The 26,459-nt window shown below is 70.8% G+C and carries 21 protein-coding genes and 1 pseudogene; 11 read left to right on the top strand and 11 right to left on the bottom strand.

Annotation, left to right across the window (positions count from 1 at the left end):
* Window positions 1-124: 124 nt before the first annotated feature.
* From AB0J39_RS24390 to AB0J39_RS24420, 7 genes and pseudogenes are all read left to right on the top strand, one after another.
* The gene (locus AB0J39_RS24390; RefSeq protein ID WP_363468505.1) at window positions 125-1,318 is read left to right on the top strand and encodes a glycosyltransferase; all 1,194 of its coding nucleotides are present in this window, start codon (window positions 125-127) and stop codon (window positions 1,316-1,318) included.
* A 3-nt stretch (window positions 1,319-1,321) separates the two neighbouring features.
* On the top strand, window positions 1,322-1,873 hold the full coding sequence (locus tag AB0J39_RS24395; RefSeq protein ID WP_346228990.1) for an SIS domain-containing protein: 552 nt from the start codon (window positions 1,322-1,324) through the stop codon (window positions 1,871-1,873).
* Window positions 1,870-3,078: pseudogene (locus AB0J39_RS24400) on the top strand (PfkB family carbohydrate kinase); the annotation flags it as partial. The gene AB0J39_RS24395 and the pseudogene AB0J39_RS24400, both read left to right, overlap by 4 nt.
* A 208-nt stretch (window positions 3,079-3,286) precedes the next feature.
* Window positions 3,287-3,967 (top strand): SDR family oxidoreductase, encoded by a 681-nt coding sequence (locus AB0J39_RS24405; RefSeq protein WP_363468536.1) that lies wholly within the window; start codon window positions 3,287-3,289, stop codon window positions 3,965-3,967.
* Window positions 3,958-4,905: a glycosyltransferase family 9 protein gene (locus tag AB0J39_RS24410; protein WP_363468537.1), complete on the top strand. Its 948-nt coding sequence runs from the start codon at window positions 3,958-3,960 to the stop codon at window positions 4,903-4,905. The genes AB0J39_RS24405 and AB0J39_RS24410 overlap by 10 nt, the downstream gene beginning before the upstream one ends.
* A 14-nt stretch (window positions 4,906-4,919) precedes the next feature.
* Window positions 4,920-5,864 carry a UDP-glucuronic acid decarboxylase family protein gene (locus AB0J39_RS24415; RefSeq protein WP_363468508.1) on the top strand — a complete coding sequence of 315 codons (945 nt, stop codon included), beginning with the start codon at window positions 4,920-4,922 and terminating at the stop codon, window positions 5,862-5,864.
* A gap of 120 nt (window positions 5,865-5,984) precedes the next feature.
* Window positions 5,985-6,590, top strand: coding sequence for a hypothetical protein (locus AB0J39_RS24420; protein WP_363468510.1), 606 nt, complete (start codon window positions 5,985-5,987; stop codon window positions 6,588-6,590).
* 110 nt (window positions 6,591-6,700) lie between these two features.
* On the opposite strand, the gene AB0J39_RS24425 is transcribed toward AB0J39_RS24420, so the two are convergent.
* On the bottom strand, window positions 6,701-7,603 hold the full coding sequence (locus AB0J39_RS24425; RefSeq protein WP_363468512.1) for a hypothetical protein: 903 nt from the start codon (window positions 7,601-7,603) through the stop codon (window positions 6,701-6,703).
* A gap of 259 nt (window positions 7,604-7,862) precedes the next feature.
* On the bottom strand, window positions 7,863-8,864 hold the full coding sequence (locus AB0J39_RS24430; protein ID WP_363468514.1) for a helix-turn-helix domain-containing protein: 1,002 nt from the start codon (window positions 8,862-8,864) through the stop codon (window positions 7,863-7,865).
* A 471-nt stretch (window positions 8,865-9,335) separates the two neighbouring features.
* Here AB0J39_RS24430 and AB0J39_RS24435 point away from each other — a divergent pair, with 471 nt between their 5' ends.
* On the top strand, window positions 9,336-14,507 hold the full coding sequence (locus AB0J39_RS24435; protein ID WP_363468515.1) for a LamG-like jellyroll fold domain-containing protein: 5,172 nt from the start codon (window positions 9,336-9,338) through the stop codon (window positions 14,505-14,507).
* 123 nt (window positions 14,508-14,630) lie between these two features.
* Entirely contained in the window at window positions 14,631-15,686 is a 1,056-nt protein-coding gene (locus tag AB0J39_RS24440; protein WP_363468516.1) for a DUF6461 domain-containing protein, read from the top strand.
* Window positions 15,687-15,802: 116 nt separating this feature from the next.
* Here AB0J39_RS24440 and AB0J39_RS24445 read toward each other — a convergent pair whose 3' ends face one another.
* The 4 genes from AB0J39_RS24445 to AB0J39_RS24460 all read right to left on the bottom strand — a co-directional run bounded on the left by AB0J39_RS24445 (window position 15,803) and on the right by AB0J39_RS24460 (window position 19,010).
* Entirely contained in the window at window positions 15,803-16,729 is a 927-nt protein-coding gene (locus AB0J39_RS24445) for a MerR family transcriptional regulator (protein WP_363468518.1), read from the bottom strand.
* 41 nt (window positions 16,730-16,770) lie between these two features.
* The gene (locus tag AB0J39_RS24450; RefSeq protein ID WP_363468520.1) at window positions 16,771-17,736 is read right to left on the bottom strand and encodes a pirin family protein; all 966 of its coding nucleotides are present in this window, start codon (window positions 17,734-17,736) and stop codon (window positions 16,771-16,773) included.
* A 74-nt stretch (window positions 17,737-17,810) separates the two neighbouring features.
* Window positions 17,811-18,521, bottom strand: coding sequence for a Mut7-C RNAse domain-containing protein (locus AB0J39_RS24455; RefSeq protein WP_363468522.1), 711 nt, complete (start codon window positions 18,519-18,521; stop codon window positions 17,811-17,813).
* Between the two features lie 27 nt (window positions 18,522-18,548).
* Complete coding sequence (locus tag AB0J39_RS24460) at window positions 18,549-19,010, bottom strand: MarR family transcriptional regulator (RefSeq protein ID WP_363468523.1); 462 nt, start codon at window positions 19,008-19,010, stop codon at window positions 18,549-18,551.
* 61 nt (window positions 19,011-19,071) lie between these two features.
* Between AB0J39_RS24460 and AB0J39_RS24465 the strand changes: the two genes are divergently transcribed.
* The gene (locus AB0J39_RS24465) at window positions 19,072-19,935 is read left to right on the top strand and encodes an alpha/beta hydrolase (RefSeq protein WP_363468524.1); all 864 of its coding nucleotides are present in this window, start codon (window positions 19,072-19,074) and stop codon (window positions 19,933-19,935) included.
* Between the two features lies 1 nt (window position 19,936).
* Here the strand turns inward: AB0J39_RS24465 and AB0J39_RS24470 are convergent, their stop codons facing one another.
* Together AB0J39_RS24470 and betA are read right to left on the bottom strand one after the other, a co-directional pair.
* On the bottom strand, window positions 19,937-21,394 hold the full coding sequence (locus tag AB0J39_RS24470; protein WP_363468526.1) for an aldehyde dehydrogenase family protein: 1,458 nt from the start codon (window positions 21,392-21,394) through the stop codon (window positions 19,937-19,939).
* A gap of 1 nt (window position 21,395) precedes the next feature.
* Window positions 21,396-23,030, bottom strand: coding sequence for a choline dehydrogenase (betA, locus tag AB0J39_RS24475; protein WP_363468528.1), 1,635 nt, complete (start codon window positions 23,028-23,030; stop codon window positions 21,396-21,398).
* Window positions 23,031-23,071: 41 nt separating this feature from the next.
* Here betA and AB0J39_RS24480 point away from each other — a divergent pair, with 41 nt between their 5' ends.
* The gene (locus AB0J39_RS24480; RefSeq protein ID WP_363468530.1) at window positions 23,072-23,902 is read left to right on the top strand and encodes an IclR family transcriptional regulator; all 831 of its coding nucleotides are present in this window, start codon (window positions 23,072-23,074) and stop codon (window positions 23,900-23,902) included.
* Window positions 23,903-23,926: 24 nt separating this feature from the next.
* Here the strand turns inward: AB0J39_RS24480 and AB0J39_RS24485 are convergent, their stop codons facing one another.
* The 3 genes from AB0J39_RS24485 to AB0J39_RS24495 all read right to left on the bottom strand — a co-directional run bounded on the left by AB0J39_RS24485 (window position 23,927) and on the right by AB0J39_RS24495 (window position 26,112).
* A complete protein-coding gene (locus AB0J39_RS24485) occupies window positions 23,927-25,093 on the bottom strand; it encodes an FAD-dependent oxidoreductase (RefSeq protein WP_363468532.1) in 1,167 nt (388 codons plus the stop codon).
* Window positions 25,094-25,109: 16 nt separating this feature from the next.
* Window positions 25,110-25,457 (bottom strand): bifunctional 3-phenylpropionate/cinnamic acid dioxygenase ferredoxin subunit, encoded by a 348-nt coding sequence (locus AB0J39_RS24490; RefSeq protein WP_346231014.1) that lies wholly within the window; start codon window positions 25,455-25,457, stop codon window positions 25,110-25,112.
* Window positions 25,458-25,767: 310 nt separating this feature from the next.
* Window positions 25,768-26,112, bottom strand: a complete 345-nt coding sequence (locus AB0J39_RS24495) for an SPW repeat protein (protein WP_363468534.1) — start codon at window positions 26,110-26,112, stop codon at window positions 25,768-25,770.
* Between the last annotated feature and the right edge of the window lie 347 nt (window positions 26,113-26,459).

Raw genomic sequence — 26,459 nt, forward strand, 5'->3', positions numbered from 1 at the left:
GGGCGGTCGACAGTCGGCCCGTGTCGAAGGCCAGACTCATCATCACGGCGGTCGTCGTCGACGCCGTCCGCCGCCTGGCCGCGGCGGAGGTGACGCTGGGCGAGGCGGTGAAGGAGGGGGTGTCATGAGGATCGCCCTGGTGTCGGAGCACGCGAGCCCGCTGGCGACCCTCGGCGGCGTGGACGCCGGTGGGCAGAACGTGCACGTCGCGGCGCTGGCCCTGGCCCTGGCGGAACGGGGCAACGAGGTCGTCGTGCTCACGCGGCGCACCTCCCCCGACCAGCCGGACGCCGTGCCCATGGCTCCCGGCGTCACCGTCGAGCACGTGCCGGCCGGGCCGGCCGAGCCGCTGCCCAAGGACGAGCTGCTGCCGTACATGCCGGAGTTCGGGGCGCACCTGGCCCGCAGGTGGAAGGCCGAGCCGCCCGATGTCGCGCACGCGCACTTCTGGATGAGCGGCCTCGCCACGCTGACGGCGGCGGAGCCGCTCGGGATCCCGGTCGTGCAGACCTATCACGCGCTCGGCACGGTGAAGCGGCGCTGGCAGGGCGAGGCCGACACCAGCCCGCCGAGCCGGATCGCGATCGAGCGCGACATCGGCCGCCGGGCGGTCGCGGTCGTCGCCACCTGCTCCGACGAGGTGCGCGAACTCGTCGCGATGGGCGTGCCGCGCGACCGGATCGCGGTCGTGCCGTGCGGCGTCGACCTCGGCCTGTTCCGCCCCGACGGCGCTGTCTTCCTGCGCGGCGACCGGCCGAGGGTGCTGAGCATCGGCCGCATGGTGCCGCGCAAGGGGGTGGACACCGTCGTCCGGGCCCTGCGCCACGTGCCGGACGCCGAGCTCGTCATCGCTGGCGGCGACCCGGGCGACGAGGAGAGCGCGCGGCTGCGCACGCTGGCCGGCGGTCTCGGCCTCGGCGACCGGGTGCGGCTGATCGGCAGCGTGAGCCGGGCCGAGGTGCCCGGTCTCATGCGCTCGGCCGACGTCCTGGTCACCGTGCCCTGGTACGAGCCGTTCGGCATGGTGCCCCTGGAGGCCCTGGCCTGCGGGGTTCCGGTGATCGCCTCGGCGGTCGGCGGTCACCTCGACACCGTCGCGGGATGCGGAGTGCTCGTGCCGCCCCGGCGGCCGCGTGCGCTGTCCCGCGCGCTCGGCGACCTGCTGGCCCGGCCCGATCTGCGGGCGGCGCTGTCGGCCGCCGGGCCCCGGCGGGCCCGGGCCCGCTACGGCTGGCCCAGGATCGCCGAGCAGACCGAGTCCGTCTACCGAAACCTGGCCGGCGGGTGCCTTCGCACCCTCGCCGCCGCGGGAGGCTGAGCGATGCATCCTCATCTGGCCCGGCTGAGCACCGCGCTGACGGCGGTGGACCCGGAAACGCCCAAGATCCATGCCTGGGGTTACAAGCTCGCGGCCGTGCTCAGCGGCGGCGGGCGGCTGCTCGCGTGCGGCAACGGCGGCTCCGCCGCCGAGGCGCAGCACCTCACCGCGGAACTGGTGGGACGCTACCGCGCCGACCGCCGGCCGTACGCCGCGATCCCGCTGCACGCCGACACCTCGTCGCTGACCGCGATCGGCAACGACTTCGGCATGGCCGAGCTGTACGCGCGGCAGGTGCGGGCGCACGGCCGCCCCGGCGACGTGCTCATGTGCCTGTCTACCAGCGGGACGAGCCGCAACGTGACCGAGGCGGCCGAGGCCGGACGCCAGTGCGGCCTGACGACCTGGGCGCTGACCGGCCCCGGCCCGAACCCGCTGGCCGAGTTGTGCGACGAGGCCCTGACCGTGCCCGCGGACGACACCGCGACCATCCAGGAGGTGCACCTCACGGTGATCCACATGCTCTGTGACGTGATCGAGAAGGCGGTCGTGTGAGCGGACCACTCGTCATCGTCGGAGACTCCCTGCTCGACGTCGACGTCGAGGGGACGGCCGACCGGCTGTGCCCCGACGCTCCCGTCCCGGTCGTGGAGGGGCAGGCGGAGCACCACCGGCCGGGCGGGGCGGGCCTCGCGGCGCTGCTGGCCGCCCGTGACGGCACCCAAGTGGTGCTGATCACCGCCATGGGCGACGACCCCTCCGGCCGATGCCTGGAGGGCCTGCTGTCGCCCACCGTCGAGATCGTGCGGCTGCCGCTGCGGGGCACGACCGTGCGCAAGACGCGGGTCCGCGCCCGCGGGCAGACGCTGGTCAGGATCGACACCGGCGACGGGCGGGCGATGGGACGACCCGGCCAGGTGGCCTCCGCCTCCGCGTTCGCCCGCGCGGCCGACGCGCTCGCCTCGGCGAGCGCGGTCCTGGTCGCCGACTACGGGCGCGGCGTGGCCGACCTGCTGCGCGAGCCGCTGCGCGGTCTCGACGTGCCGCTGGTGTGGGATCCGCACCCCCGCGGGTCGCTGCCCGTGCCGGGATGCGCGCTGGTCACGCCCAGCGAGGCGGAGGCCCGTGGCATGTGTCAGGAGCCGTACGTCTCGCCCGAGCGCACCGCCCGCAGGCTGGTGCGCGACCTCGACGCCGAGGCCGTCGCGATCACCCTGGGGGAGCGCGGCGCGATGCTGGCCCGCCGCGGCGGCAGGTTCGGACCGGTCCCGGTGCCGCACGTCGCGGCCGGGACGGACGCCTGCGGCGCGGGCGACCGCTTCGCCGCGGCCGCGGCGCTCGCCCTCGCGGACGGCGCGTCCACCGAGGACGCCGTCGCCCGCGCGGTCGGCGAGGCCACCAGGTTCGTGGAGGAGGGCGGGGCCGCCGCGCTGCGCCTGCCGCGCCCGGCCGCCGAGTCGCCGGCGCCGTTCGCGCCCGGCGCGTCCGCCTTCGAGGTGGCCGCCGCAGTACGGGCCGCCGGAGGGCGCCTGATCGCGACCGGCGGGTGTTTCGACCTGCTGCACGCCGGGCATGTGAGCCTGTTGCGGCGGGCCCGGGCGTTAGGCGACGCCCTGGTGGTCTGCGTGAACTCCGACGAATCGATCCGGCGGCTCAAGGGCCCGAGCCGGCCCCTGGTGAGCGAACGCGACCGGGTCGAGGTGCTGCGCGCGCTCGGCTGCGTGGACGCCGTGACGGTCTTCGACGAGGAGACGCCGTCGCAGGTCATCGAGCGGCTGTGCCCGGACGTGTGGGTGAAGGGCGGCGACTACGACGAGCGGTCGATGCCCGAGGCCGAGGCCGTGCGCCGGACCGGCGGGGAGGTCGTCATCCTGCCGACCGTGCCCGGCTACTCCACCACCGGCCTCATCGCCGCCGCCCAGGCCGCGCTTCGTGACATCGGCCGCTTATCGAAAGGGATTGACGTCAATGGTGGGAAACGTACTGATCACGGGGGGCGCGTCCGGCCTGGGCCGGGCCACCGCCACGGCGGTCGCCAAGGCCGGCGGCCGGCCGCTGCTCGTCGACATCGACGAACCGGACGCCGGGTTCGACCACGTACGCGCCGACCTGGCCGACCGGGAACAGGCCGAGCGGGCCGTACACGAGCTCGCCGAAAGCGCGGGCGGGCTCGACGGCGTCGTGACGGCCGCGGGCATCGACGCCTGCGGCCGGCTGGAGGACGTGGCCGCCGAGCAGTGGGAAAGAGTGATCGCGGTCAACCTGCTCGGGACCGCGGCGGTGGTCAGGGCGGCCCTGCCGTACCTGCGCACCACCGGCGGCAAGGTCGTCACCGTCGCCTCCACGCTCGGGGTGCGCGCGCTCAGCGACGCGACGGCCTACTGCGCCTCCAAGTTCGGCGTCGTGGGCTTCACCCGGGCCCTGGCGGCCGAGCTGGCCGGGCAGGTCGGGGTGACCCTGCTGATTCCCGGCGGCATGCGGACGAACTTCTTCAACGACCGTCCCGACCAGTACAAGCCCGGCCCCGACGCCCGGCTGAACCAGCCGGAGGACGTCGCCTCGGCGATCGTGTTCGCGCTCGGCCAGCCGCAGGGCTGCGAGGTCAGGGAGCTGGTCGTCGCCGCCTCCACGGAGACGTCATGGCCATAGGAGATCCGCGAAGACCGGTGCTGCTCGCCCTGCGCGGGCTCGGGCTCGGCGACCTGCTGGCCTCGGTGCCCGCGCTCCGCGCGCTGCGGCGGGCGTATCCCGGGCACCACTTCGTGCTGGCCACCCCCGCCTACCTCGGCGGGCTGCTCCCGCTGATCGGCGGCGTCGACGAGGTGCTCGACGTGTCCGGCCCGGGACCGGTGCCGTACGAGTCGCCCGACGTCGCGGTCAACCTGCACGGCAGCGGCCCGGAGAGCATCCAGGCACTGCGCCGCACCCGGCCGGGCCGCCTGCTCACGCACACCCACCACCTCGTGCCGGGCTCGGACGGGCCGCCCTGGGAGACGGAGACGCACGAGAGGCAGCGGTGGTGCTCGCTGCTGGAGTGGTACGGCATCCCGGCCGACCCCGGGGACCTCGCGCTGGGCGACCCGGGGCCGAGCCCGCTCGCCGGCGGCGAGGTGATCATCCATCCGGGAGCGGCGTTCCGGGCCAGGCAGTGGCCGCCGGACCGCTTCGCCCAGGTGGCGGCCGAACTGGCCGCCCAGGGCCGCCGGGTCGTCGTCACCGGCGGCGTGACCGAGATCGCGCTCGCCCGGCACGTCGCCCAGCTCGCCGGCCTGCCGGAGGAGTCGGTGCTCGCGGGCCGTACGAACCTGGCCGAGCTGGCCGCGCTGACCGCGCACGCCGCGCTGGTCGTCTGCGGCGACACGGGCATGTCGCACCTGGCCGTCGCCGCGGGCACGCCCTCGGTCATCCTGTACGGCCCGGTGCCGCCCGCGCTGTGGGGGCCGCCGCCGGGAGGCCCGCACATCGCGCTGTGGGCCGGACGCAGGGGCGACCCGCACGGCGACAGGCCGTCGGATGGCCTGCTCGAAATCGGAGTGCCCGAGGTGCTCGACGCGGTCAGGAGGTTGCGGGGAGTGGGAGTGCGGTGAAGGGGTCTCGTGTAGTGGTCACGGGAGGAGCCGGGTTTCTCGGCTCCTACCTGTGCGAACGGTTGATGGAACGCGGCGCGGCGGTCGTCTGCCTGGACAACTTCCTCACCGGGTCGCCGCGCAACGTGGAGCACCTGATCGGGCGTCCGGCGTTCCGGCTCGTGGAGTGCGACCTCACCGGGTTCGTCCACGTGCCGGGGCAGGTCGACCTGGTGCTCCACTTCGCCTCGGCCGCGTCTCCCGCCGACTACCTGCGCCACCCGATCGAGACGCTGAAGGTCGGCAGCATGGGCACGCTGCACGCTCTCGGCCTCGCCGCGGAGAAGGGCGCGCGGCTCGTCCTCGCCTCCACCAGCGAGGTGTACGGCGACCCGCTGGAACACCCGCAGAAGGAGACGTACTGGGGCAACGTCAACCCGGTCGGCCCGCGCAGCGTGTACGACGAGGCCAAGCGCTTCGCCGAGTCGCTCACCACGGCCTACCGGAACTCGCGCGGGACCGACACCGCGATCGTGCGGATCTTCAACACCTACGGTCCGCGGATGCGGCCCCACGACGGCCGGGCGATCCCCACGTTCATCCGTCAGGCGCTGCTCGGCGAGCCGATCACCGTGACCGGCGACGGCAGCCAGACGCGGTCGATCTGCTACGTGGACGACACGATCGACGGCGTGCTCGCGCTCGCCGAGAGCGACTTCGCCGGGCCGGTGAACATCGGCAACCCGGCCGAGATGTCGATGGCCGAGCTGGCGGAGACGATCCGCGAACTGGCGGGCTCGTCCTCCCCGATCAGGTTCGTCGAACGGCCCGTCGACGACCCCGCCGTCCGCCGTCCCGACACCTCGCTCGCCGAGGAGCGGCTCGGCTGGCGTCCCCGCGTCGATCCCGTCACCGGCCTACGCCGCACCATCGACTGGTTCGAGAAGGAGCTGAACTCCTCCTACTCGGCCGCCTCCTGACGTCCGCCTGTACGGAGACCGCGTCCGTACGAGGATCCGTGCGGAACACGGATGCGCCGGCGGCGGCGAGCGGCGACGCTGGTGGTGCGGAATGCCCCAGCGAGCGGTGGAGTAGAGACCATGGACAGGATCGGTTTTCTCGGTGTCCCCGACGTCACCGACGAGGCCCGGCAGATCTTCGACGAGGACATCGCCGAAGTGGGTTACGTGATGAGCACCTCACGCCTGTGGGCCTATCAGCCGGCGACGATGACCGGGCTGTTCGATCTGCTGGGGCAGGTGAACGCCGGGGAGCACCTCAGCCTCCGTCAGCGTTCGGTCCTCGTCACCGCGTGCGCGTCGGCGTTCGGCGACTCCTACTGCTCGCTCATGTGGGGAAGCAGGCTGGCCCGGGCGAGTGACGAGGAGACGGCCGCCGGCGTGCTGAAGGGCGTCGACGACGGGCTGAGCAACAGCGAGCGGGCCATGGCCGCGTGGGCCCGTAAGGTGGCGCGTGACCCCAACGGCACCACCGCGGCGGACGTGCAGGAGTTGCGCGACGCGGGCTTCAGCGACCCGCAGATCTTCACGATCACCGCGTTCGTGGCTCTTCGCGTGGCGTTCTCGACGGTCAACGACGCGCTCGGGCTGCGCCCCGACGCGCCTCTTCGCTCCACCGCGCCGGCTGCCGTACGCGACGCGGTCACGTTCGGCCACCCGATCGCCGACGCCGAGGACGAGGCGTAGCAGCGGGGACGCCGACCCGGCGTTCAGGCGTCCGTGCCGGACAGGATCACACGGATGGTCTCGCGGAACGCCGGCCGGTCGCCGCCCAGGACCAGACCGGCACGAGCTCCTCACGCACTTCCACGACCCGCTGCTCCCCCGCCTCCGATTCGCGCAGCGGCCCGTCGATTCGCGGTCGCCGATGCGGGGAAGACGACGATCAGCACCTCCCTGACGGCCTTCGCCCGGGCAAGGTCCGGGGCGCGCTCGACCCCCCGCACATAAGCGCGGATCCGGTAGGAGCCGGCTCCCGCGACGGTCACGTCGCCGTCGTCGCCGAAGAACCGGAGCACACCGGTCGGGCTGTGATAGCTCATCTCTCCCGACCGCTGCCAGCCCCTCGCGTGCGGCGGCCGCTGCCGGTAGGCCTCCCCGGTGACGCAGACCGGCCCCTTCTCGTCTCCTCCCCAGGAAAGGTGCACGGTGCCCCTGCCCTTGGCGAGGAACCTGCCCGAGTAGTCGAGGCCGCCGTAGCCCTCTTCCCACGCCTGGATGCCGCCCGTGTCCACCCAAAGGGCGGCCCGCATCTGCCGTACCGGCTCGGCGACCGGCTTCCTGCGCGGACATCCGGCCTTCGCCGCCGCCAGCCGCCGCTTGGCCTCGGCCTCTTCGGCCTTCCGTTCGGCCAGGTAGATCCGCTGGTTGCGCTCGTACAGACCGGGGCAGCGCAGTTCGAGCAGCCGCGTCAGCTCCTCGTCGCGGACGTCGGAGTCGCACAGGGCGCCGCCGCGCGCGAGCAGCTCCTCGTCCGGCAGGTCGCCGAACTGCTGATACGCGAAGCACAGGTACATCCGCTGCCTGTCCTCCGGCGCGACCGCCACGGCTCCCGGCGGTCCGCTGAGCCCCAGACCGATGGGGCAGTCATGCCGCTGTTCGGACTCCGGCAGCGGCTCGGCGGCTCGCAACCACGGCATGGCCTGGGCGAGCAGGAGTACGATCATCCCCGCCGCGACCCACCAGCGCAGACGGCGCATTCCTAACATGATCTCTCCGGGAGCGCGCGGGGACATGTCGGAGTGATCTTCGCAGAAGGAACCGGGGCGCGTCTCGAGAAGAGCGAGCGCTCAGGGCGTCGGCGGACCAGGTGAGGGCGTGGACCGGGTCGTCCGAGGGCGGCCGGCCGTTGACCACGGCGAGCAGCCGGAAGTACGTCTGGCGGCGCGGATCACGGGCGGTCTTCACCAGGGTGAGCAGCCGGAGTCGGAGGGCGGATGCTGCTTCACGTGGCAAGGCTCAGTTCATTGCCGTCCCCTCCGGAGCGGTGCCGGCGATCGCCGCGAGGCAGCGGTGGTCCCGCGGGGACATGCCGTAGGCGGCGCGGAAGTTGCGGCTGAAGGTCGCGGCGTCGCCGAAGCCCCAGCGAGCGGCGATCGCCTGGATGGGCTGGGAACTCTGCCGGGGGTCGGCGAGATCGCGGTGGCACTGCTCCAAGCGGCACCGGCGTATCCAGCCCGCCACGCTGACGCCCTGCTCCTGGAAGATCTTGTACAGGTATCGGACGGAGATCTGGTGTGCCGCGGCGATCATCTCCGCGTCCAGGTCCGGATCGCCGAGCCGTTGCCGGACGAACTCGTGGATCAGCGACAGCAGCGCCCGGCGCCGCGCCTCGGGCCTCAGCGCGGCGGTGGCCTCGGACTGATGCGCGCAGACGGCCGCGATCAGGTCGAGGGTGACGACGCCCAGCGCCTCCGCGTTCTGCCGGGTGAGGTGCTCGGCGTTGTCCGCCAGGTGCCTGAGATGTCCGGCGAGGACGCCGGTGATCCCGGCCTGGACAGGGATCGGTGCCGCGACGAGCCGGTCGATCATGTCGGACCGCACACCGAGCGCGGACCGCGGGAACTGGACGATGAGCGATTCGGCCAGACCGTCGTCGGCCCCCCGCCATCCCCGATAGGGCCGTGAGGAGTCGATGATGATCAGGTTTCCCGCCTGCATGGGTGCGTCTCGCCCCGCCTGGTTCATCTGGCCGTCGCCGCGGAGAAGGAGGTGGAGCTGGAAGACCTCGGGATCCGCCTGCCGGATGAGCTTCATGGGCCGGCTGGCCCGCAGCGTGCGATGGCTCATCGCCGAGAACGCGAGCCCGCCGAGGTCGAAAATGCGCGCTGACGCGTGGAAGCCGTCAGGGTCGTCCGACGTTGCCCAGGTGCTCACGAGCATCTGCGACATCGTCTCGTGCCAGAAGGGGAAACGATCCTGAGCGGACAGACCCCTGGTGTCCCACTCCAGACTTCTCATACGTACCCCCGTCGTATGTCGTCTCAGGCCCTCGCACCCGCAGGCATGATTACTCAATGACAAAACGGCAGTCAACGGGCGATCCCGTAATTGACATGTCGCGTAAGGTGACGACGGCACGGATTCTCCGCAAGCGATCGAATAACGCTGCTCCGCTTTTCCGGGCGGTGTCGATCCGCCGCTATGTGTGAGCCGGTGCGGTGTGACACCGGATGATTGTCGGAATTAGTCGGCCTTAATCTTCCGGCTGGGCGGTGGGCCGCCGTGCAGAAAACGGCACCAACTGTGCAGAAATCGTCAAGACGCGCGTGCCTGCCCCCGGGCACACTGACGCATGTCCTCCGCTATCCCGACAAAGGCGACGCGCGGTTGAGGAACGCGTTGTGTCGCAGCCCACGCGATGTCAGTACAAACAGCGGCGACCGTCGGGGTACGGCTCCGCTCTCGCCGCCACGAACTCGAAAGGCTGGAGTGAAGACATCGAGAACAGCGTCCGGCTTATCGGTCCGGACGCGCCGTCGTGCTGCCCTGATCGGGGCACTGACGCTGCCGCTGTCGCTCGTGACCGTACCCGCGGTCGCCCAGGCCCCCACGCCGTCTCCGCCATCCGCGCCAGCATCGGCACCGCAACCCTCGGATCCCAACCTGAAGGCCGCCTGGGACAAGGCCGCCAAGTCCGGCAAACCCGTCGAGGTGCCCGTCCGATTCACCGAGAAGATGAAGGTCTGGGCGCAGCCCGACGGCAAGCATCTGCGTGCCGAGTTGTCCACCCGGCCCGTGCAGCTGAAGAACAAGGCCAACGGCACGTGGGAGCCGATCGACACCAAGATCGTGGCCCGCGACGGAACGTTGCAGGCGGCGCGGGTCAAGTCGCCGCTGACCTTCGGCGGGCGCGGGGCCAAGCACCTGGTGTCGGCGAAGGGGGACAAGGGCACCACCGGCTTGAAGGTGACCCGGGCGCTGCCGGAGCCGAAGGTCTCCGGCAGCACGGTCACCTACCCCGACGCCGTCGCCCCGGGTGCGGACCTGGTGGTGATCGCCCAGGCCGACGGTTTCGTCTCCCAGGTGGTCTTCCGGCGCAAGCCGGACGGCCCGGTGACCGTACGCCTGCCCCTCACCCTTCCCGAGGGCACGACGTTCGGCAAGACCCCCGAAGGGCTGCCGCAGCTGAAGGACGCCAAGGGCAAGGCGGTCGCGGCGCCGGTCGTGCTGACGGCGATGGACGCCAAGGTGGAGGCATCCCCCGAGCAGGGCAGGACCTCCCGCGTCGAGGCTCGGGTGGAGACCTCCGGCACGACCTCGGAGCTGGTGTTCACCCCGGATGAGAGGTTCCTGGCCGACCCGGCGGTGACCTATCCGGTGACGGTCGCCGCCTCCTCCGAGTGGTTCGGCGGCGGACAACCCGACGACGCCTGGGTGAACAAGAACGACCCCGACAGCAACCACGCCGCGGACGGGTGGCTGCGCGCGGGCACCACCCAAAGCAGCGCGGACATCGCCCGGGTGTACCTGTGGTACAACCTCGACGACCCGGCGCTGGACGGCGCCACCGTCAAGGACGCCGACCTGTACATGTGGAACTACAAGTCCAGCGGTCCCGGCGGAGTGCTGTGCGACCGAGAGCTGGGGTCGGGCATCGTCGCCCAGAGAGTCACCTCTTACTGGGACACCGGGGATCTGAGCTGGAGGCATCAGCCGACCAGAGACAGCGCCACGGAAGGGCTCAACAAGGCCGGCTACAACTACGACGCCTCCGGCACCTGGTGTGCCAAGGACGAGGCGCTGGTGCACCGGGTGACCACCATGGTCCGCGGCTGGGTCGAGCAGGGGATGGCCAACGAGGGGTTGGTGCTGCGGGCCCACAGCGAGACCGCGACGACCAACTGGCGCCAGTACTACTCCAGCGAATACAGCGGCGGCCAGCCGTACCCCGGCTACCGCCATCCGCCGACCCTCATGATCGAATACATCCCCAAACCTCAGAGCTACGGCGGATTCATGATCCCGTACAAGGAGAATCCGACGATCGGCGATGTCGTCAACCACAACTTCCGGAGCACCGAATCTCAGCAAGCCCCGATCGTCACTCCAGAAGAGGCGCTGCAGATTCGCGATCAATACGCGGGAGACTACTTCCTGGAGGACTCACGGGTAGGAGCCCACGTCCCGGACGACGCAACCTGGGAGGAGTGGCTGGACCAGATCGACGCAACGCCGGCGCCGGGCACGCCGGATCCCGATGACCCGGACGCGACACCACCGGCCGTGCTCGGTACGCTCCCCGCTCCCAACCAGGTTGACGTGGATGTTCGCACCGAGCTACGAGTGTCCTTCTCGGAGCCGGTCACGGATGCGCGGATCAGTCTCAGAGACTCGACCGGTCAGTCGATCACCGGAACCTCGGCCATGGAGGTCTCCAACACGGTGATCGCTTTCCGGCCGGCTGCCGAATTGCCAGTGAACGAATTCACCGCTGAGGTCAGCGGCGCCAAGGACGCAGCCGGCAACGTCATGACCCCACACTCATGGCGTTTCACGACCGCAGCCACCGTTCCCGAATCTGTGCCGGGGCTGGTGGCCGCTTACGGCATGGACGAGAGTTCTGGCACGTTGATCGGGGATGCCTCCGGCAACAACAACGTCGGAACGGCGGCCGATACGACGTGGGCGGCTACGGGCAAGTACGGCAAGGCTCTGTCATTCAACGGCTCCTCCAGCTGGGTCACCGTTGAGCACGCCGATTCGCTGCGCATGTCCGATGCTGTGACCCTCTCCGCGTGGGTCAACCCATCGACGATTTCCGGCTGGCGCCCAGTGGTGATGAAGGAAGTGACCGGCGGCGCTTCCTACGGTCTGTACGCTGCGGACTCCGACGGCGCACCGTCCGGCTGGTTCCAGACCGCCGTCGACGACGGAGGCACCGTTGGCGGCGGCGCACCGTTGCCGATCAACACCTGGAGCCATGTGGCGGTCACCTATGACGGCACCACCTTGCGGCTGTATGTCAACGGTCAGGAAGCTGGCGCGAACCCTCTCAGCGGCGGCCTCCACGACGACGGCGGCCCATTGCGCATCGGCGGTAACAGCGCCTGGGGCGAGTTCTTCAGGGGCCTGATTGACGAAGTGCGCGTCTACAACCGCGCACTCAGCGCAACCGAAATCACCACGGACATGAACACCCCCATCGGGGGCGGCACAGCCACTTCCTCACCCACTCCCACACCGTCTCCCACCCCCACACCGTCGCCCACTCCCACACCGACTTCGCTGCCGGGGCTGGTGGCCGCTTACGGCATGGACGAGAGTTCTGGCACGTTGATCGGGGATGCCTCCGGCAACAACAACGTCGGAACGGCGGCCGATACGACGTGGGCGGCTACGGGCAAGTACGGCAAGGCTCTGTCATTCAACGGCTCCTCCAGCTGGGTCACCGTTGAGCACGCCGATTCGCTGCGCATGTCCGATGCTGTGACCCTCTCCGCGTGGGTCAACCCATCGACGATTTCCGGCTGGCGCCCAGTGGTGATGAAGGAAGTGACCGGCGGCGCTTCCTACGGTCTGTACGCTGCGGACTCCGACGGCGCACCGTCCGGCTGGTTCCAGACCGCCGTCGACGACGGAGGCACCGTTGGCGGCGGCGCACCGTTGCCGATCAACACCTGGAGCCATGTGGCGGTCACCTATGACGGCACCACCTTGCGGCTGTATGTCAACGGTCAGGAAGCTGGCGCGAACCCTCTCAGCGGCGGCCTCCACGACGACGGCGGCCCATTGCGCATCGGCGGTAACAGCGCCTGGGGCGAGTTCTTCAGGGGCCTGATTGACGAAGTGCGCGTCTACAACCGCGCACTCAGCGCAACCGAAATCACCACGGACATGAACACCCCCATCGGGGGCGCGCCCCCTGCCGCCGCGACGGCGAGCCTCGACAACGGTGACACATCCGCGATCGGCAAGTTGTCGGTCGACAGCGGTGAAACCGCCGGCGCAGCAGTTGCGGGCCCTGTTCTCACGGCATGGATCAACGGCACGTCCGACACCCGCAAAACCGTCGACATCGAGATAGCCCGCAAACTCGACAAGCAGCGGGGCCGGGCCAAGGCACGAATCTGGACAGGGAATGCCAGCGCGAATGCTGGCAGCAAGGCGACCGTGACCTTGCCGAGGAACCTGTTGAAACAGGATCAGGAAGTGAGATGGCGAGCGCGTACCGTTGCTGACGGGGTGAAGGGCCCGTGGTCGAACTGGAACAACCTCACCGTCCAGGATGGAGCGTCCGCGGAGGCGACTCGCTCGGATGCGAAACAGTCGTCCGGCGCAGCGGGACGGCAGACGTCGGCGCTCGCCGCGAGCCGGTTCCCGTACGAGCGCATGACCCATGAGGAATGTCAGAATCTCCTCAAGGGCACGCGGCAACAATGGGAAGTGCAGAGCGGCCTCCCGGCCCGGGCCTTCCGCCACAAGAACTCCTTCAACGTGTGCTATGCCATGTGGATCGGCGAGCGCGACGAAGACGACGAAGTGGACCGGTGGCCGGTCGGGCTTCTGGATGACGACTCGGGCGTTATGTGGATGGCCCGCCTCACGATAGTGTTCCATACCTACGTCGGCAAGAATAAGAGCACTTCCGCCAGAGACAGGCCGGCGGGCAGTCTCGTCAACAACAGTCGCCAGATCAGCGCATGGATTCGTGTCGACGACTGGCATGTTTTCGACGAGGAGTGGTCGAACGACCGGAAATTCTCGGTCAGGCTGGGAGAGAGCGGCTTCCCCGCATGCGCGAGCATCTACAAGGCCAGGGATGGGCAAATCAAATCCGCCCTCAACGGAATCTCCGATACGGTGGCGGATTGGAGACGCTACTCGGGCGACCGGGAGATCGTCCTTGAAAGCACCCAGAGTGCCCACGTGGACAAAGAGGGAACGTGCGCGGTGGACCCGAGCGTCCATTACTACTACAACCCTGAAAGTGGAGACCAGATACAGTGGGCGCACCCTCAATGGAGGAAGAAGGAGCACCTGGTCATCTTCACGTGCGACAGCTCGGACGATATAAAGGTGTACACGGGAGGATGTATATCCAATAACATACGCCCAGTCTTCATCCTCGATGGAAACGATCCAAAAGTGGTGCAGAGTGCCTATCACTGGGCTTTGGCGATGTACTCCCCCAATGCCACCTACCCCCCTAGTGTCGCGCCGAAGAAGATTCCCGGAGCAATCGACTGGGGAGACCGCGGCTGTACGACGGCAACGACGGCCTGTCTTCATCGGACCACTTCGGAGTCCGTTATCGACGACAATCGGGATAACTATGCCATCCCGGCCTGTAAAAAATACAAGCCCAACTACAAGAAGCCGGACAGTTGCGATGAGTTCCCCTTCGCCAGCACCGCAGAGGGAGCAGCGAGTCCGAAATGGGACTTCTCTGTCCAGCTCATCAAGCTCGAAGACAACTGTGCGTCGGGGTCGAGGACGAGATGGTTCTATCTTCGGCACAGGATCCGACACAACACGTCATTCTGGGTAGATGTCATCATGCCTGGAGGAACCAACCCGGTGAGCAATGCCCCCGGCGCTGTCGTCAGCGATGCTCTGCCCGATGAGGAGCCGCTCGTGTGCACCGAGGACAATCTCACCTAGCAGGAGAATCGGGGGTGGGTGGTGTCCGTCTGCCCACCCCCGGCACCACCAAGAGGGCTATAGACCATCATGTCCAACCTCATAAGCACGTATGCCGACGCCCCTCGCTACCTGTCGGATGGAATGTCGATCACCTGGATCAAGGGCACGCCATTCGAGAAGGTGGTGCGGACGCTTGGCGGCGACCCCGCGTGGGTGCGGCCGGCGACATTCGCGGAAGTCAGCGGATACGCCTGGGACCTGACGGAGAGCGAGGGCCGGGCGGCGCTCCTCGCGGCTCGCCACGACGACTGGACGGTGCTCCTGGAGGAGTTCTGCGGTTACGGCCATGAAAAGGTGGTGCCCTTGTCCGGAGGCGGCGCCGCACTGGGCCTGCAGTGGACCGTCAACAGGGCCGCTTCCGTCAAGTACGCCCAGTCCGGGGAACTGGTCGCGTGGTTCGATCCAGCCGACCTCGACACGGTGACCCCTTCATCCGGACGAGCATGGCTCGAGTCCATACCGGTAGGTCCGGATCAGTGGCGTGGGCAATGGCAGGCGGCCGCGCTCGCGCTGGCCGAGGAGTTCTCCGGTATCCGCATCGACCGGGAATGGTTGGGGCGGCAGCACTGGTGCGTCGTCATCGGATCCGGCCCTCTGTCCTGGCCGGAGCGCGAGGACTTTCAGGTGGAGGAGTGGATGACCCCTTGCCTCCAGCAGGACAGACGCCTGCGGGATCTCGCGTCCGCTCCCGGGCACGAGCGACGGCACGAGATCATCGAGTTGGCCGTGGAGATCGCGCTCACGTATGCCCAGCCTGTCAGTCCGTACGAGCACGAGGCCGTCGACTACGTGAGACGGCATGTTCGCGACAGCGCCAGCGACCGCATTCGGGCTGAACTCCAGAAGCTCGCAGACCGATTCCGCCTGGAGCTTGAGGCCATCAAACGGGCCTGGCCCGATCCCAACGACGGCTACTACGAGTATCTGGAGCACACGAAGGACCCGGATTATGTGGAGACAGCGACCAGAACGATTCTCCTCGACGTATTGCAGCATGCGCTGAATCCCGATCTCGGGGAAGCCTCGCAGCAGACCCCTACCAGTCTCGGAGGACTGTCGGCAAGCATCGAGGATCGGCAGAAATCGCAACTGCTGTACCGTCTCGGTTACTACATGACGTACGGGAGAAACGCATAGGTTCATCTCGGGAAGCTGAAGTGCGCGGCCTCGACCACTGGCATGACGGCAGGCGAACGCCGTCCGGAGCGGACGGCGTTCGGCCGGGAGGACACGAAGTCTTCCCTCGATCGTCGTCAGTCCGGCGTCCGTGTACGCAGGGCCTCGGCGAACCAGGTGAGGGCGGGGGTCGGGTCGTCCGGGGGCGGCCAGCCGTTGACCACGGCGAGCAGCCGAAGGTACGTCTGGCGGCGCGGGTCGCGGGCGGTCTCCAGCACGGTGAGCAACCGGCGCCGGAGGGCCGCGTCGTCCGGACGGCCGACGAGGCCGGCGTACCGCGCGGTGACGGCGGCGACGATCGCGTCGGCCTGCGGTGAGGCGCTGTCGGCGCCCGCGGCCAGTGCGGGGGCGACCTGGTCGCGGACGATCGCGACGGCGTGAGGGCGCGGAAGGTCCGTACGGGCGTGGTCGGCCAGGTGCAGCTCCGTGAGGCGCCGCATGAGCGCGCCGAACTCCGGGTCGCGGACCAGCTCGGCCAGCTCGATCCAGGCCTCGATCTGCTCGTCCTCCGGGTCGTCCGGCAGTTCTGGGGTCATCGTGCGCCGGATTCCCGCCAGGCGGTCGTCCGGCCCGCCGAAGACGGAGTCGAGGAAGTCGCCGGTCAGCCGCCGTCGCTCGTCCTCGGAAAGCCTGGCCAGTCTGTGCATGAGATCCATCTCCTCGGGGGTCGAACCGCGCCGTGCCACCGCCGTCGCCACCGCGCGCCGCAGGCGCAGCACCCGGATCTGCACCGCCAGCGCCTCGGCGTGCGCCGCCGCGACCTGGTCCAGGGAGAGCTCCCCGTCCACGACCCTCCGGATCGTGGGCAGGCCGAGCCCCAGGTCGCGCAGCGTGCGTACGAGGCCGAGGCGGGCGACGGCGCCGGTGTCGTAGAGGCGGTAGCCGGCCGGGCTGCGGCCGGTGGGCGGCACGATCCCGCAGTCGGAGTAGAACCGCACGGCCTTGACCGTCAGTCCGGTCCGCCGGGCCAGTTCCCCGATCGAGTAGAGCGTGCCGCCGTCCATGCCCCCCACCTTCGCGTCTCCTCCTACGGGAGACTCAACCCTCAGGTGTGGGGGACCCGCTCGGCGGGGATGACGCCGAGGCGCCCCGCCTGGTAGTCCTCCATGGCCTGGATGATCTCGGCGCGGGTGTTCATGACGAACGGGCCGTAGTGCACGACCGGCTCGCGGATCGGCTGTCCGCCGAGCAGCAGCACCTCCAGATCGGGCTCGGCCTGGGGCTGGGCGGTGTCCGCCGCGAGGGTCAGCGACCCGCCGGGGCCGAAGAGGGCGAGCTGTCCCTTGCGCACCGGCCGTCGCTCGGCGCCCACGGTGCCCTGGCCGGCCAGGACGTAGGCGAGGGCGTTGAAGTCCGGGTTCCACGGCACGTCCAGCCGGGCGCCCGGGCTGACGGTGGCGTGCACCATCGTGATCGGGGTGAACGTGACGCCCGGGCCGGCGTGCCCGTCCAGCTCGCCCGCGATCACCCGCAGCAGCGCGCCGCCGTCGGCCGAGGCGAGCAGCGCCGCCTCCCGTCCGCGGATGTCCTGGTAGCGCGGCAGGTGGAACTTGTGCGCGCGGGGGAGGTTGACCCACAGCTGGATGCCGTGGAAGAGCCCGCCCGAGACCACCAGGTGCTCCGGGGGCTTCTCGATGTGCAGCAGCCCCGACCCGGCGGTCATCCACTGGGTGTCGCCGTTGGTGATGGTGCCGCCGCCTCCGTTGGAGTCCTGGTGCTCGAAGACGCCGTCGATGATGTAGGTGACGGTCTCGAAGCCGCGGTGCGGGTGCCACGGGGTGCCCTTCGGCTCGCCTGGGGCGTACTCGACCTCGCCCATCTGGTCCATGTGGATGAACGGGTCCAGCAGGGACTGCGGCACGCCGGCGAACGCGCGCCGTACGGGGAAGCCCTCGCCCTCGAAGCCGCTGGGCGCGGTCGTCACCGACCGGACGGGGCGTGGCCCGGCGACGGCCGGGTCCGGTATGGCGACGCGCGGCAGCGTCAGGGTGTCGGCGGTGACGGCGGGCATGGCCCCTCCTAATTGAAAGTTCAACTGCTGTCGCTTCTGAACCACCCGCGACCGCCGGGCATTCCCGGCGCGGCTCAGGCTCCCGCGACGGCGTGGAGGGCGCGCTGGACGACGGCCGCGAGGCTGCCGCTGTGGGCGCCGCGCCAGTAGGTCCGGCCGCAGGCGACGCAGCGGGCGAACTCGTCGTAGCTGCGCCGCGTGCCGGGCTCCAGCGACGCCTCCACCTCGGCCTTGCCGACCGGCGCGAGCCGCCCGTTGCAGGCCGTGCAGCGGGTCCACGGGGCCAGCGGCGGCCGGAAGCGGCCGAGCACGTCGAGCAACTGGTCGTCCGGCCGGGCCCCCCGCACGTACGCGCCGAGCCGCAGCGACCGGCGCCGCAGGATGCCCCGGTCCTGCGTGAGCAGCACCCGGCCCTCCGCGTTGGCCTGCTCGACGAGGGCGTCGTCGTCCATGTCGTTGCGGTACGCCGTGTCCAGGCCGACCAGGCGCAGCCGCCGCGCCAGCGTCCCCAGGTGGACGTCGAGGACGAACCGGCAGTCCGGCACGGCCTGTGGCCTGCGCACGGCCGGCACCTCCACCACCTCGTCCGGGCCCGGCCGGTACGACGGATCGACCGTGCGGCCTCCGGCCAGCGGGGGGCCGACCTCCGTCAGCGGGACCCCGGCCGACTCGATCAGGTGGCCGAGCGAGGATGTCCCGTCGTACGGCAGGAGCACCTCGGGCCGCCGGTTACGCGGTGCGAGGAAGATCCACAGCTCGGGCGCGAAGCGCACGGACACCTGCATGGACTCCAGCATGCCCCCCGCGTCGGGTCATCGGCCTTCCGCCGCCAACGCGTCCAGCGCCGTCCGGAGGAAGAGCCGGACCGCGGCCGTCTGCCGTTCGTCGAAACCGGACAGGACCGCGACCGTCCTGTCGATGAACGGGCCGAAGTGGCTCCACCCCAGTTCCTTGGCGCGCTCCTCGACCTTCAGCAGGACGCGACGCCGGTCTTTGACGTCGCGGACCCGGCTGACCAGGCCGAGCCGTTCGAGGCGGTCGATCACCGCCGTGGTGCCGGCCGAGTTCAGGCCGAGACCGGCGCCGAGGAAACCGGCGGTGGCGCCGGTGCCGGCCCGCTCCGCGTCGAGCAGGCAGATGAGCGCCCGCACGTCGGTGACGTGCATGCCGTGTTCGGCGGCGAAGTCGGCCTGGCGCAGGCCGTACTCCACCGCGACCGCCCGGAGCAGATGGAAGATCTCCATCTCGGGGCCCTCGTGCCCGCGCGTCACCATGGAACCTCCTATTATCTCGCTCAGCAAGATTATCGCTCGGCGAGCTATCTCGGAGGCGGTCATGGAGAGCAGTGACGACGGGTTTCTCTCGGCCTACGACGCCGTCTTGGCGGCGCGCTGGCCCGCCTCCACGGAGCCGGGGACCATTCCCACGCCCTACGGCACGACCCACGTCAACTCCGTCGGGCCCGCGGACGCGCCGCCGGTCGTCCTCCTGCACGGCGGCGGGACCACCTCGACCGTCTGGTTCGCCACGGCGACGGCGCTCGGCGGGGCATACCGGGTGCACGCGATCGACACCGTCGGCGACGCGGGCCGCAGCGTCGCGGGCGGGCGCGCGATCCGGACGGTGGACGACCAGATGGCCTGGCTCGACGCCGTACTCGACGGGCTCGGCAACTCACGGGTCTCCCTGTGCGGCCATTCGTATGGCGCGTGGAGCGCGCTGCACTACGCGGCGCACGCGCCTGGGCGGGTGCGTGCGCTGGTGCTGGCCGACCCCACCAACTGCTTCACCGGCTTCTCCCCCCGCTACCTGCTGCGGGCCCTGCCGATGCTGCTGCGCCCGACCGTACGGCGGCGCCGCGCGTTCCTCGACTGGGAGACCCGGGGCGCGGCCCTGGACGAGACGTGGCTCCGCCTCTACGACCGCGCCGCCGACTTCCCCGCCGCCCGCCCCCTGACCGGGCCGCGTCCCGCCCCGGAGATGCTGCGCGCGCTGCGGCTCCCGGTGCTGCTCCTCCTGGCCGAGCACAGCAGAGCGCACGACGCCGGCCGGGTGGCCGCCTCCGCCGCGGCGCTGCTGCCCCGGCTGGAGACGATCGTGCTGCCCGGCGCCACCCACCACACTCTGCCCCTCGCGGCGCCGCCCGAGATGGACGCGCGGATCGGGGAGTTCCTCGCCGTGCACGGGCGAGCCGACTGACTCAGGGACGGAACCAGTGCTGGGGACGGGGGTCGGTGTTCTGCCAGATGTGCTTGATCTCGCGGTACTCGTTCAGGCCGGTCGGGCCGAGCTCCCGCCCGACGCCGGACTGCTTGAATCCGCCCCACTCGGCCTGCGGCACGTAGGGGTGGTAGTCGTTGATCCACACCGTGCCGTGCCGCAGCCGGGCGGCCACCCGCTGCGCCCTGCCCGCGTCCGCCGTCCACACCGCCCCGGCGAGGCCGTAGTCGGTGTCGTTGCCCAGCGCGACGGCCTCGTCCTCACCGGAGAACCGCTCCACCGTCAGCACCGGGCCGAACGACTCCTCGCGGACCACCCGCATGCCGCGGTGGCACTCGTCCAGCACGGTCGGCCGGTAGAAGTAGCCCTTCCCCTCCTCCCGGCGGCCGCCACAGCGCAGCTTCGCCCCCTCGGCGATGCCCGCCTCGACGTACGCCTCCACCTTGGCCAGATGCGCGGCGGAGACGAGCGGCCCGGTCTCGGCCTCGGGGTCGAACGGCCCGCCCAGCCTGATGCGCTCGGCCCGCCGTACGACCTCGTCGACGAACGCGTCGTGGATGGAGTCCTCCACCAGCAGCCGGGCGCCGGCCGAGCAGACCTGGCCCGAGTGCAGGAAGACGGCCGTCAGCGCGAAATCGACGGCGGTGTCGAAGTCGGCGTCGGCGAACACGATGTTGGGGTTCTTGCCGCCCAGCTCCAGGGCGACGCGCTTGACCGTCCGCGCGGCGGTCGCCATGATCCACTGCCCGGTCGACAGCCCGCCGGTGAACGACACCAGGTCGACGTCCGGGTGCTCGGCCAGCGGCGCGCCCGCCTCCGCTCCGGCCCCGAGCACCAGGTTGCCGACGCCCGGCGGCAGCCCCGCCTCCTCCAGCAGCCGCATGAGCAGGATCGCCGTGGACGGGGTCAGCTCGCTCGGCTTCAGCACGAAGGTGTTCCCGGCCGCCAGCGCGGGAGCCACCTTCCACGAGGTCTGCAGCAGCGGGTAGTTCCACGGCGTGATCAGCCCGCACACGCCGACCGGCTCGTAGACCACCCGGCTGACCGCGTCGGCGCGGCCGGTGTCGATCACCCGCCCGGCGTCGGTGCCCGCGATCCCGCCGAAGTAGCGGAAGCACGCGATCACGTCGTCGACGTCGTACTCGCTCTCCACCTGGCGTTTGCCGGTGTCCAGCGACTCCGCCCGCGCGATCTCGGCCTTGTCCCGCTCCAGCAGACCGGCCACCCGCAGCAGCAGCGCGCCGCGCTCGCGCTCGGGCGTACGCGGCCACGGTCCCTCGTCGAAGGCCCGCCGGGCCGCCGCGATCGCCGCCTCCGTGTCGGCACGGGTGGCCTCCGCCACGGTGGCCACGTGCTCCTCGTCGGCCGGGCAGCGGATCTCCCGCCGGCCGCCCTCGGCGGCGTCGCGCCACTGCCCGCCGATGTACAGGTCCTTCATCTCAGGCGTCCTTACGGTGCCGGTAGAACTCCACCGGCTCGGGGGCCAGGGGAGTGTTCCCGAGGATCAGGTCGGCCGCCTTCTCCGCGACCATCATCACCGGGGCGTAGATGTTGCCGTTCGTGACGTACGGCATGACCGAGGCGTCCACGACGCGCAGGCCCTCCAGGCCGTGCACCCCCATCGTCAGCGGGTCGACCACGGACATCTCGTCCATGCCCATCTTGGCCGTGCAGGAGGGGTGCAGGGCGGTCTCGCCGTCCCTGGCCACCCAGTCGAGGATCTGCTCGTCGGTCTCGACCTCACGGCCGGGGGACAGCTCGCCGCCGTTGAACGCGTCCAGCGCGGACTGGTTGAGGATCTCGCGGGCCACGCGTACGGCCTCGACCCACTCGCGGCGGTCCTGCTCGGTGGACAGGTAGTTGAACCGCAGCGCGGGCTTCACCCGGGGGTCGGCACTCTTGATCTTCACCGAGCCGCGGGCGTCGGAGTACATCGGCCCGATGTGCACCTGGTAGCCGTGCCCGCCGGCCGGCGCGCTGCCGTCGTAGCGCACGGCGACGGGCAGGAAGTGGAACATCAGGTTGGGGTAGTCGACGTCGTCGTTGCCGCGGACGAAGCCGCCGGCCTCGAAGTGGTTGGTCGCGCCGGGGCCCTTGCGCAGGAACAGCCACTGCGCGCCGACCCACGGCCGGTTGCGCCACTTCATCGCGGGCTGCATCGAGACCGGCTGCTTGCAGGCGTACTGGATGTAGACCTCCAGGTGGTCCTGGAGGTTCGCGCCGACGCCGGGCAGGTCGTGGACGACGTCGACGCCGTGCGCCTTCAGGTGGTCGGCGTCGCCCACGCCGGACAGCTGCAGGAGCTGCGGGGAGTTGATGGCGCCGCCGCAGAGGATGACCTCCCCGGCCCGCACCCGCTTGCCGTCGAACTCCACGCCGACCGCGCGCTTGCCCTCGAACAGGATCTTCGTGACGAACGCCCCGGTCTTCACCGTGAGGTTCGGCCGCTTCATCACCGGGTGGAGGTAGGCCCGGGCGGCTGACAGGCGATGCCCGCGCCGCACGTTGCGGTCGAACGGCGCGAAGCCCTCCTGGCGGTAGCCGTTCACGTCGTCGGTCAGCGGGTAGCCCGCCTGCTGCACGGCGTCGAAGAACGCTTTGAACAGCGGGTTCCTGGCCGGGCCGCGCTCCAGCACCAGCGGACCGTCGTGGCCGCGCATGGGGTCGGCGTCGTCGGCCGCCAGGCAGTTCTCCATCCGCTTGAAGTACGGCAGGCAGTGCGCGAAGTCCCAGGTCTCCATGCCCGGGTCGGCGCCCCAGCGCTCGTAGTCCAGCGGGTTGCCGCGCTGGAAGATCATGCCGTTGATGCTGCTCGACCCGCCGAGCACCTTCCCCCGGGCGTGGTAGATGCGCCGGCCGTGCATGTGCGGCTCGGGCTCGGACTCGTACTTCCAGTCGTAGAACCGGCTGCCGATGGGGAACATCAGCGCGGCCGGCATGTGGATGAACACGTCCCACAGGTAGTCGGGACGGCCCGCCTCCAGCACGAGGACGCGGTTGGAGGGGTCGGCCGACAGCCGGTTCGCGAGCGCGCTCCCCGCTGATCCACCACCGACGATGACAAAGTCATACATGTCCGCCTCCCGGGCAGGATGATATTGATATGCGCAATAGAGTGCAGCATTCGCAACGTCATGGGTCGGACCCCGAAGCCGAGGGGACCGACGAGGCCGCCGCGCGGCCGGAGGGGAGCGGCGGCGTCCAGTCGGTGGACCGGGCCGTGACGATCCTGGAGATCCTCTCCCAGCGCGGCGAGGCCGGCGTGAGCGAGGTCGCCGCGGAGATCGGCGTCCACAAGTCCACCGCGTTCCGGCTGCTCGGCGCCCTGGAGGCGCGCGGCCTGGCGGAGCAGGCGGAGGACCGCGGCAAGTATCGTCTCGGCTTCGGCGTCGTCCGGCTCGCCGCCGGGGTGGCCGCACGGCTCGATCTCGTCCAGCAGAGCAGGCCGGTGTGCCGGCGGCTCGCCGAGGAGATCGGCGAGACCGTCAACATCGCCGTCGCGCGGTCCCACTACGCCATCAACCTCGACCAGGTGCGCGGGTCCGCGGCCGTGACCGCGCACAACTGGGTCGGTCAGCCCACCCCCCTGCACGCCACGTCGAGCGGCAAGATCCTGCTCGCCCACCTCGACGAGCGGCACCGCGAGCGGCTCATCGCCGCGGCCGGGCTGGAGCGCTTCACGCCCGCCACGGTGACCGACGCCGCCGAGTTGCGGCGGCAGCTCGACGAGGCGGTGCGGCGGGGCTACGCGGTCACCGTGGAGGAGTACGAGATCGGGCTGAACGCCATCGCCGCGCCCATCCGCTCCCACGAGGGCGAGGTGGTGGCCGCGGTCAGCGCCTCGGGCCCGGCCTACCGGTTCAGCGAGGAGCGCATGCGGGAGCTCGCGCCCGTGCTCGTGGCGGGCGCCGACGACATCAGTCACCGTCTCGGCCACGCGGGGTGACGCGGGCATGGGACGCGCCGGCGCTCATCGCGCCCCGGCGGGCTCGTTCACGCGGCGGCGCCACCGGGTGAACGAGCGGGGCTGGTCGACGCCGAGCACCGCGACCGTGCGGCCCTCCCGCCGGTAGACGGCCAGGAACCGGCGGGACGCGAGGTCGCCCTCCTCCACGCTCACCTCGTCTCCCGGCAGCGTGTGCCCGGCGAACTGCACGCGCAGGCCGTACTGGTCGGACCACAGGTAGGGCGGCGCGAGGGCGTCGGGCACGACGGCGCCGCCGGACAGCAGCGTCTGGACGGCCGTGGCGGGACGCCGCGCCGCGCCGGTCCAGTGCTCCACACGCAGGTGGACGCCGAGGGCGGGGTCGAACCAGGCGGCGCAGTCGCCGACCGCGACGACTCCCGGCACGCTCGTCGCGCCACCCGCGTCGCAGACGACGCCGTCGCCGACCTTCACCCCGCTGCCGTCGAGCCACTCCACCGCCGGCCGCGCGCCGATCCCGGCGAGCACCACGTCGGCGTCCAGGCGGCGCCCGTCCTCCAGCAGCACGCCGTCGACGCGGCCCTGGCCGGACAGGCCCCGTACGGCGGCGCCGCAGATCAGGCGCACTCCATGGTCCTCGTGCAGCCCGGCGAGCGCGGTGCCCATCTCGGGCCCGAGCGCGCGGGCGAACGGCGTGGGCGCCGCCTCGACGATCGTCACGTCGAGCCCGAGCGTGCGGGCGACGCAGGCGACCTCGGCGCCGATGAAGCCCGCTCCGATCACCACGAGCCGCCGCGCGCCGTCGAGATCGGCACGCAGGGCCGCCGCGTCCTCGACCGTGCGCAGCGTGTGCACCCCGGCGAGGTCCCCTCCGAGAGTGCGGGCGACCGCGCCGGTGGCGATCACCACGCCGTCGGCCTCGACGGCGGAGCCGTCGGCGAGCGTGATCCGCAGTGGCTCGCCCTGCCGCAGCCCGGTGGCGGCGACGCCCAGGCGCCACTCGGCGTCGAGGTCCTCGCCGTCGGCTTCCAGCGCGAGATCCGTCGTCGTCATCTGGCCGGCGAGGAACTCCTTGGACAGCGGGGGCCGGTCGTAGGGGCGGTGGGGTTCGGCCCCGACGATCGTCAGGCGCCCGCCGAAGCCCTGGGCGCGCAGCGCGCGGGCGGCCGACAGCCCCGCGAGCGACGCGCCGACGATAGCGACGGAATTCACGGCACCCTCACGCGTCTCAGGCCGACCCGGTACGGACGCCGGGCGGGAGGTTGGGCGGCAGGTCCGACGGGACGACGTAGACGGTCTCGTCCCGGACCACCACCTGGTGGGTGCGCACCGGCAGCTTCGCGGGAGGAGCGTCCACCTGGCCCGTGCGCAGATCGAAGCGCGACGCGTGCAGGGGGCACTCCACCTCGCACCCTTCCAGCCACCCGTCCGCGAGCGAGGCGTCCTGGTGCGTACACGTGTCGTCCACCGCGTACAGTTCACCGTCCTCGGTGTGGAAAACGGCGATCGGGGGATCTGTCTCGATTCGAAGGGCCTCGCCCCGGGGCAGGGCGGCGAGGGGGCACGCAGGAATCATTGCGGAGGTCCCAGTTTCGTAAAGTGGAACAGGAAGCGCTATGCGCAACAGACTGAGTGGAGTTCGCGCCAAAGTCAAGGGGCGACATATGCGTCGAAGGGTGATAAGCGCGACTCCGGTGTCCGGCTGTTCCGCACCAGGTGAGGACCTGCGTGAACGCGCCCGTGCGATGGCGTCCCGTGTGAAGACGTCCGCGTAAATGCGTACGGCCCCGCCGCCGGTCGCGGGGAGGGCGACGGGCGACGGGGCCGCACGAGGAGCGGGGCATCGGGGCCGGACCGGGGTCCGGCCGGGGGAGGAACCGGTCGGGTCAGGTGGTGACGGTCGTGCGGCCGCGCACCTGCAGGACGGTGAGCAGGCCGACGACGACGGTGACGGCGCCGGTGATCCAGGCGGTCCACGCCGAGGCGGTGTCGCCGTCGAAGCCGAACGCCCAGGGGGAGACGAACAGCAGGGCGCCGAACGCGGCGGTGACCCAGGAACTGGCGCCGCCCGCGCCCAGGATGGACCACAGGGCGGAGACGACGAGCAGGGCGCCGAGGATGAGCAGCGGCTGCGCGGCGGCCTGGGCGTCGGCCCAGAAGAACGGCGCGAGCACCGCGACCAGCCCGGCGACGAGGGCGACGATGTCGGACAACGATCTCGTGAGATCCATCCGTGCCTCCGAACGGGGGAGAGGTGACCTATCACCCGACGGTGTGCCTGATTGACCGCCCGGTCAACAATCCGCTACGTCAGGATTTCCTAACCCTGTGTCACCTCGTCCTGAACAGGGCGGGTTCGACCTTCACGGACGTCCGGATCGTGGGCCGGACTCGCACACGTCCCGGACGTCCGCAGCGGGCAGTGGTTCCCGCCTCCGGTTCAGGACTGGTTGAACAGCGAAAGCGTCAGGGTGGAGTGGTACTCGCCGGCGGCGACGTCGACGGCGGTGCGCAGGGCGAGGTCGGCGTTGACCTTCGAGGTGCCGATCTCGTCGGAAGAGTTGGCGGTCGAGACCAG

Source organism: Microbispora sp. NPDC049633 (genome assembly GCF_040675265.1).
GTDB lineage: Bacteria > Actinomycetota > Actinomycetes > Streptosporangiales > Streptosporangiaceae > Microbispora > Microbispora maris.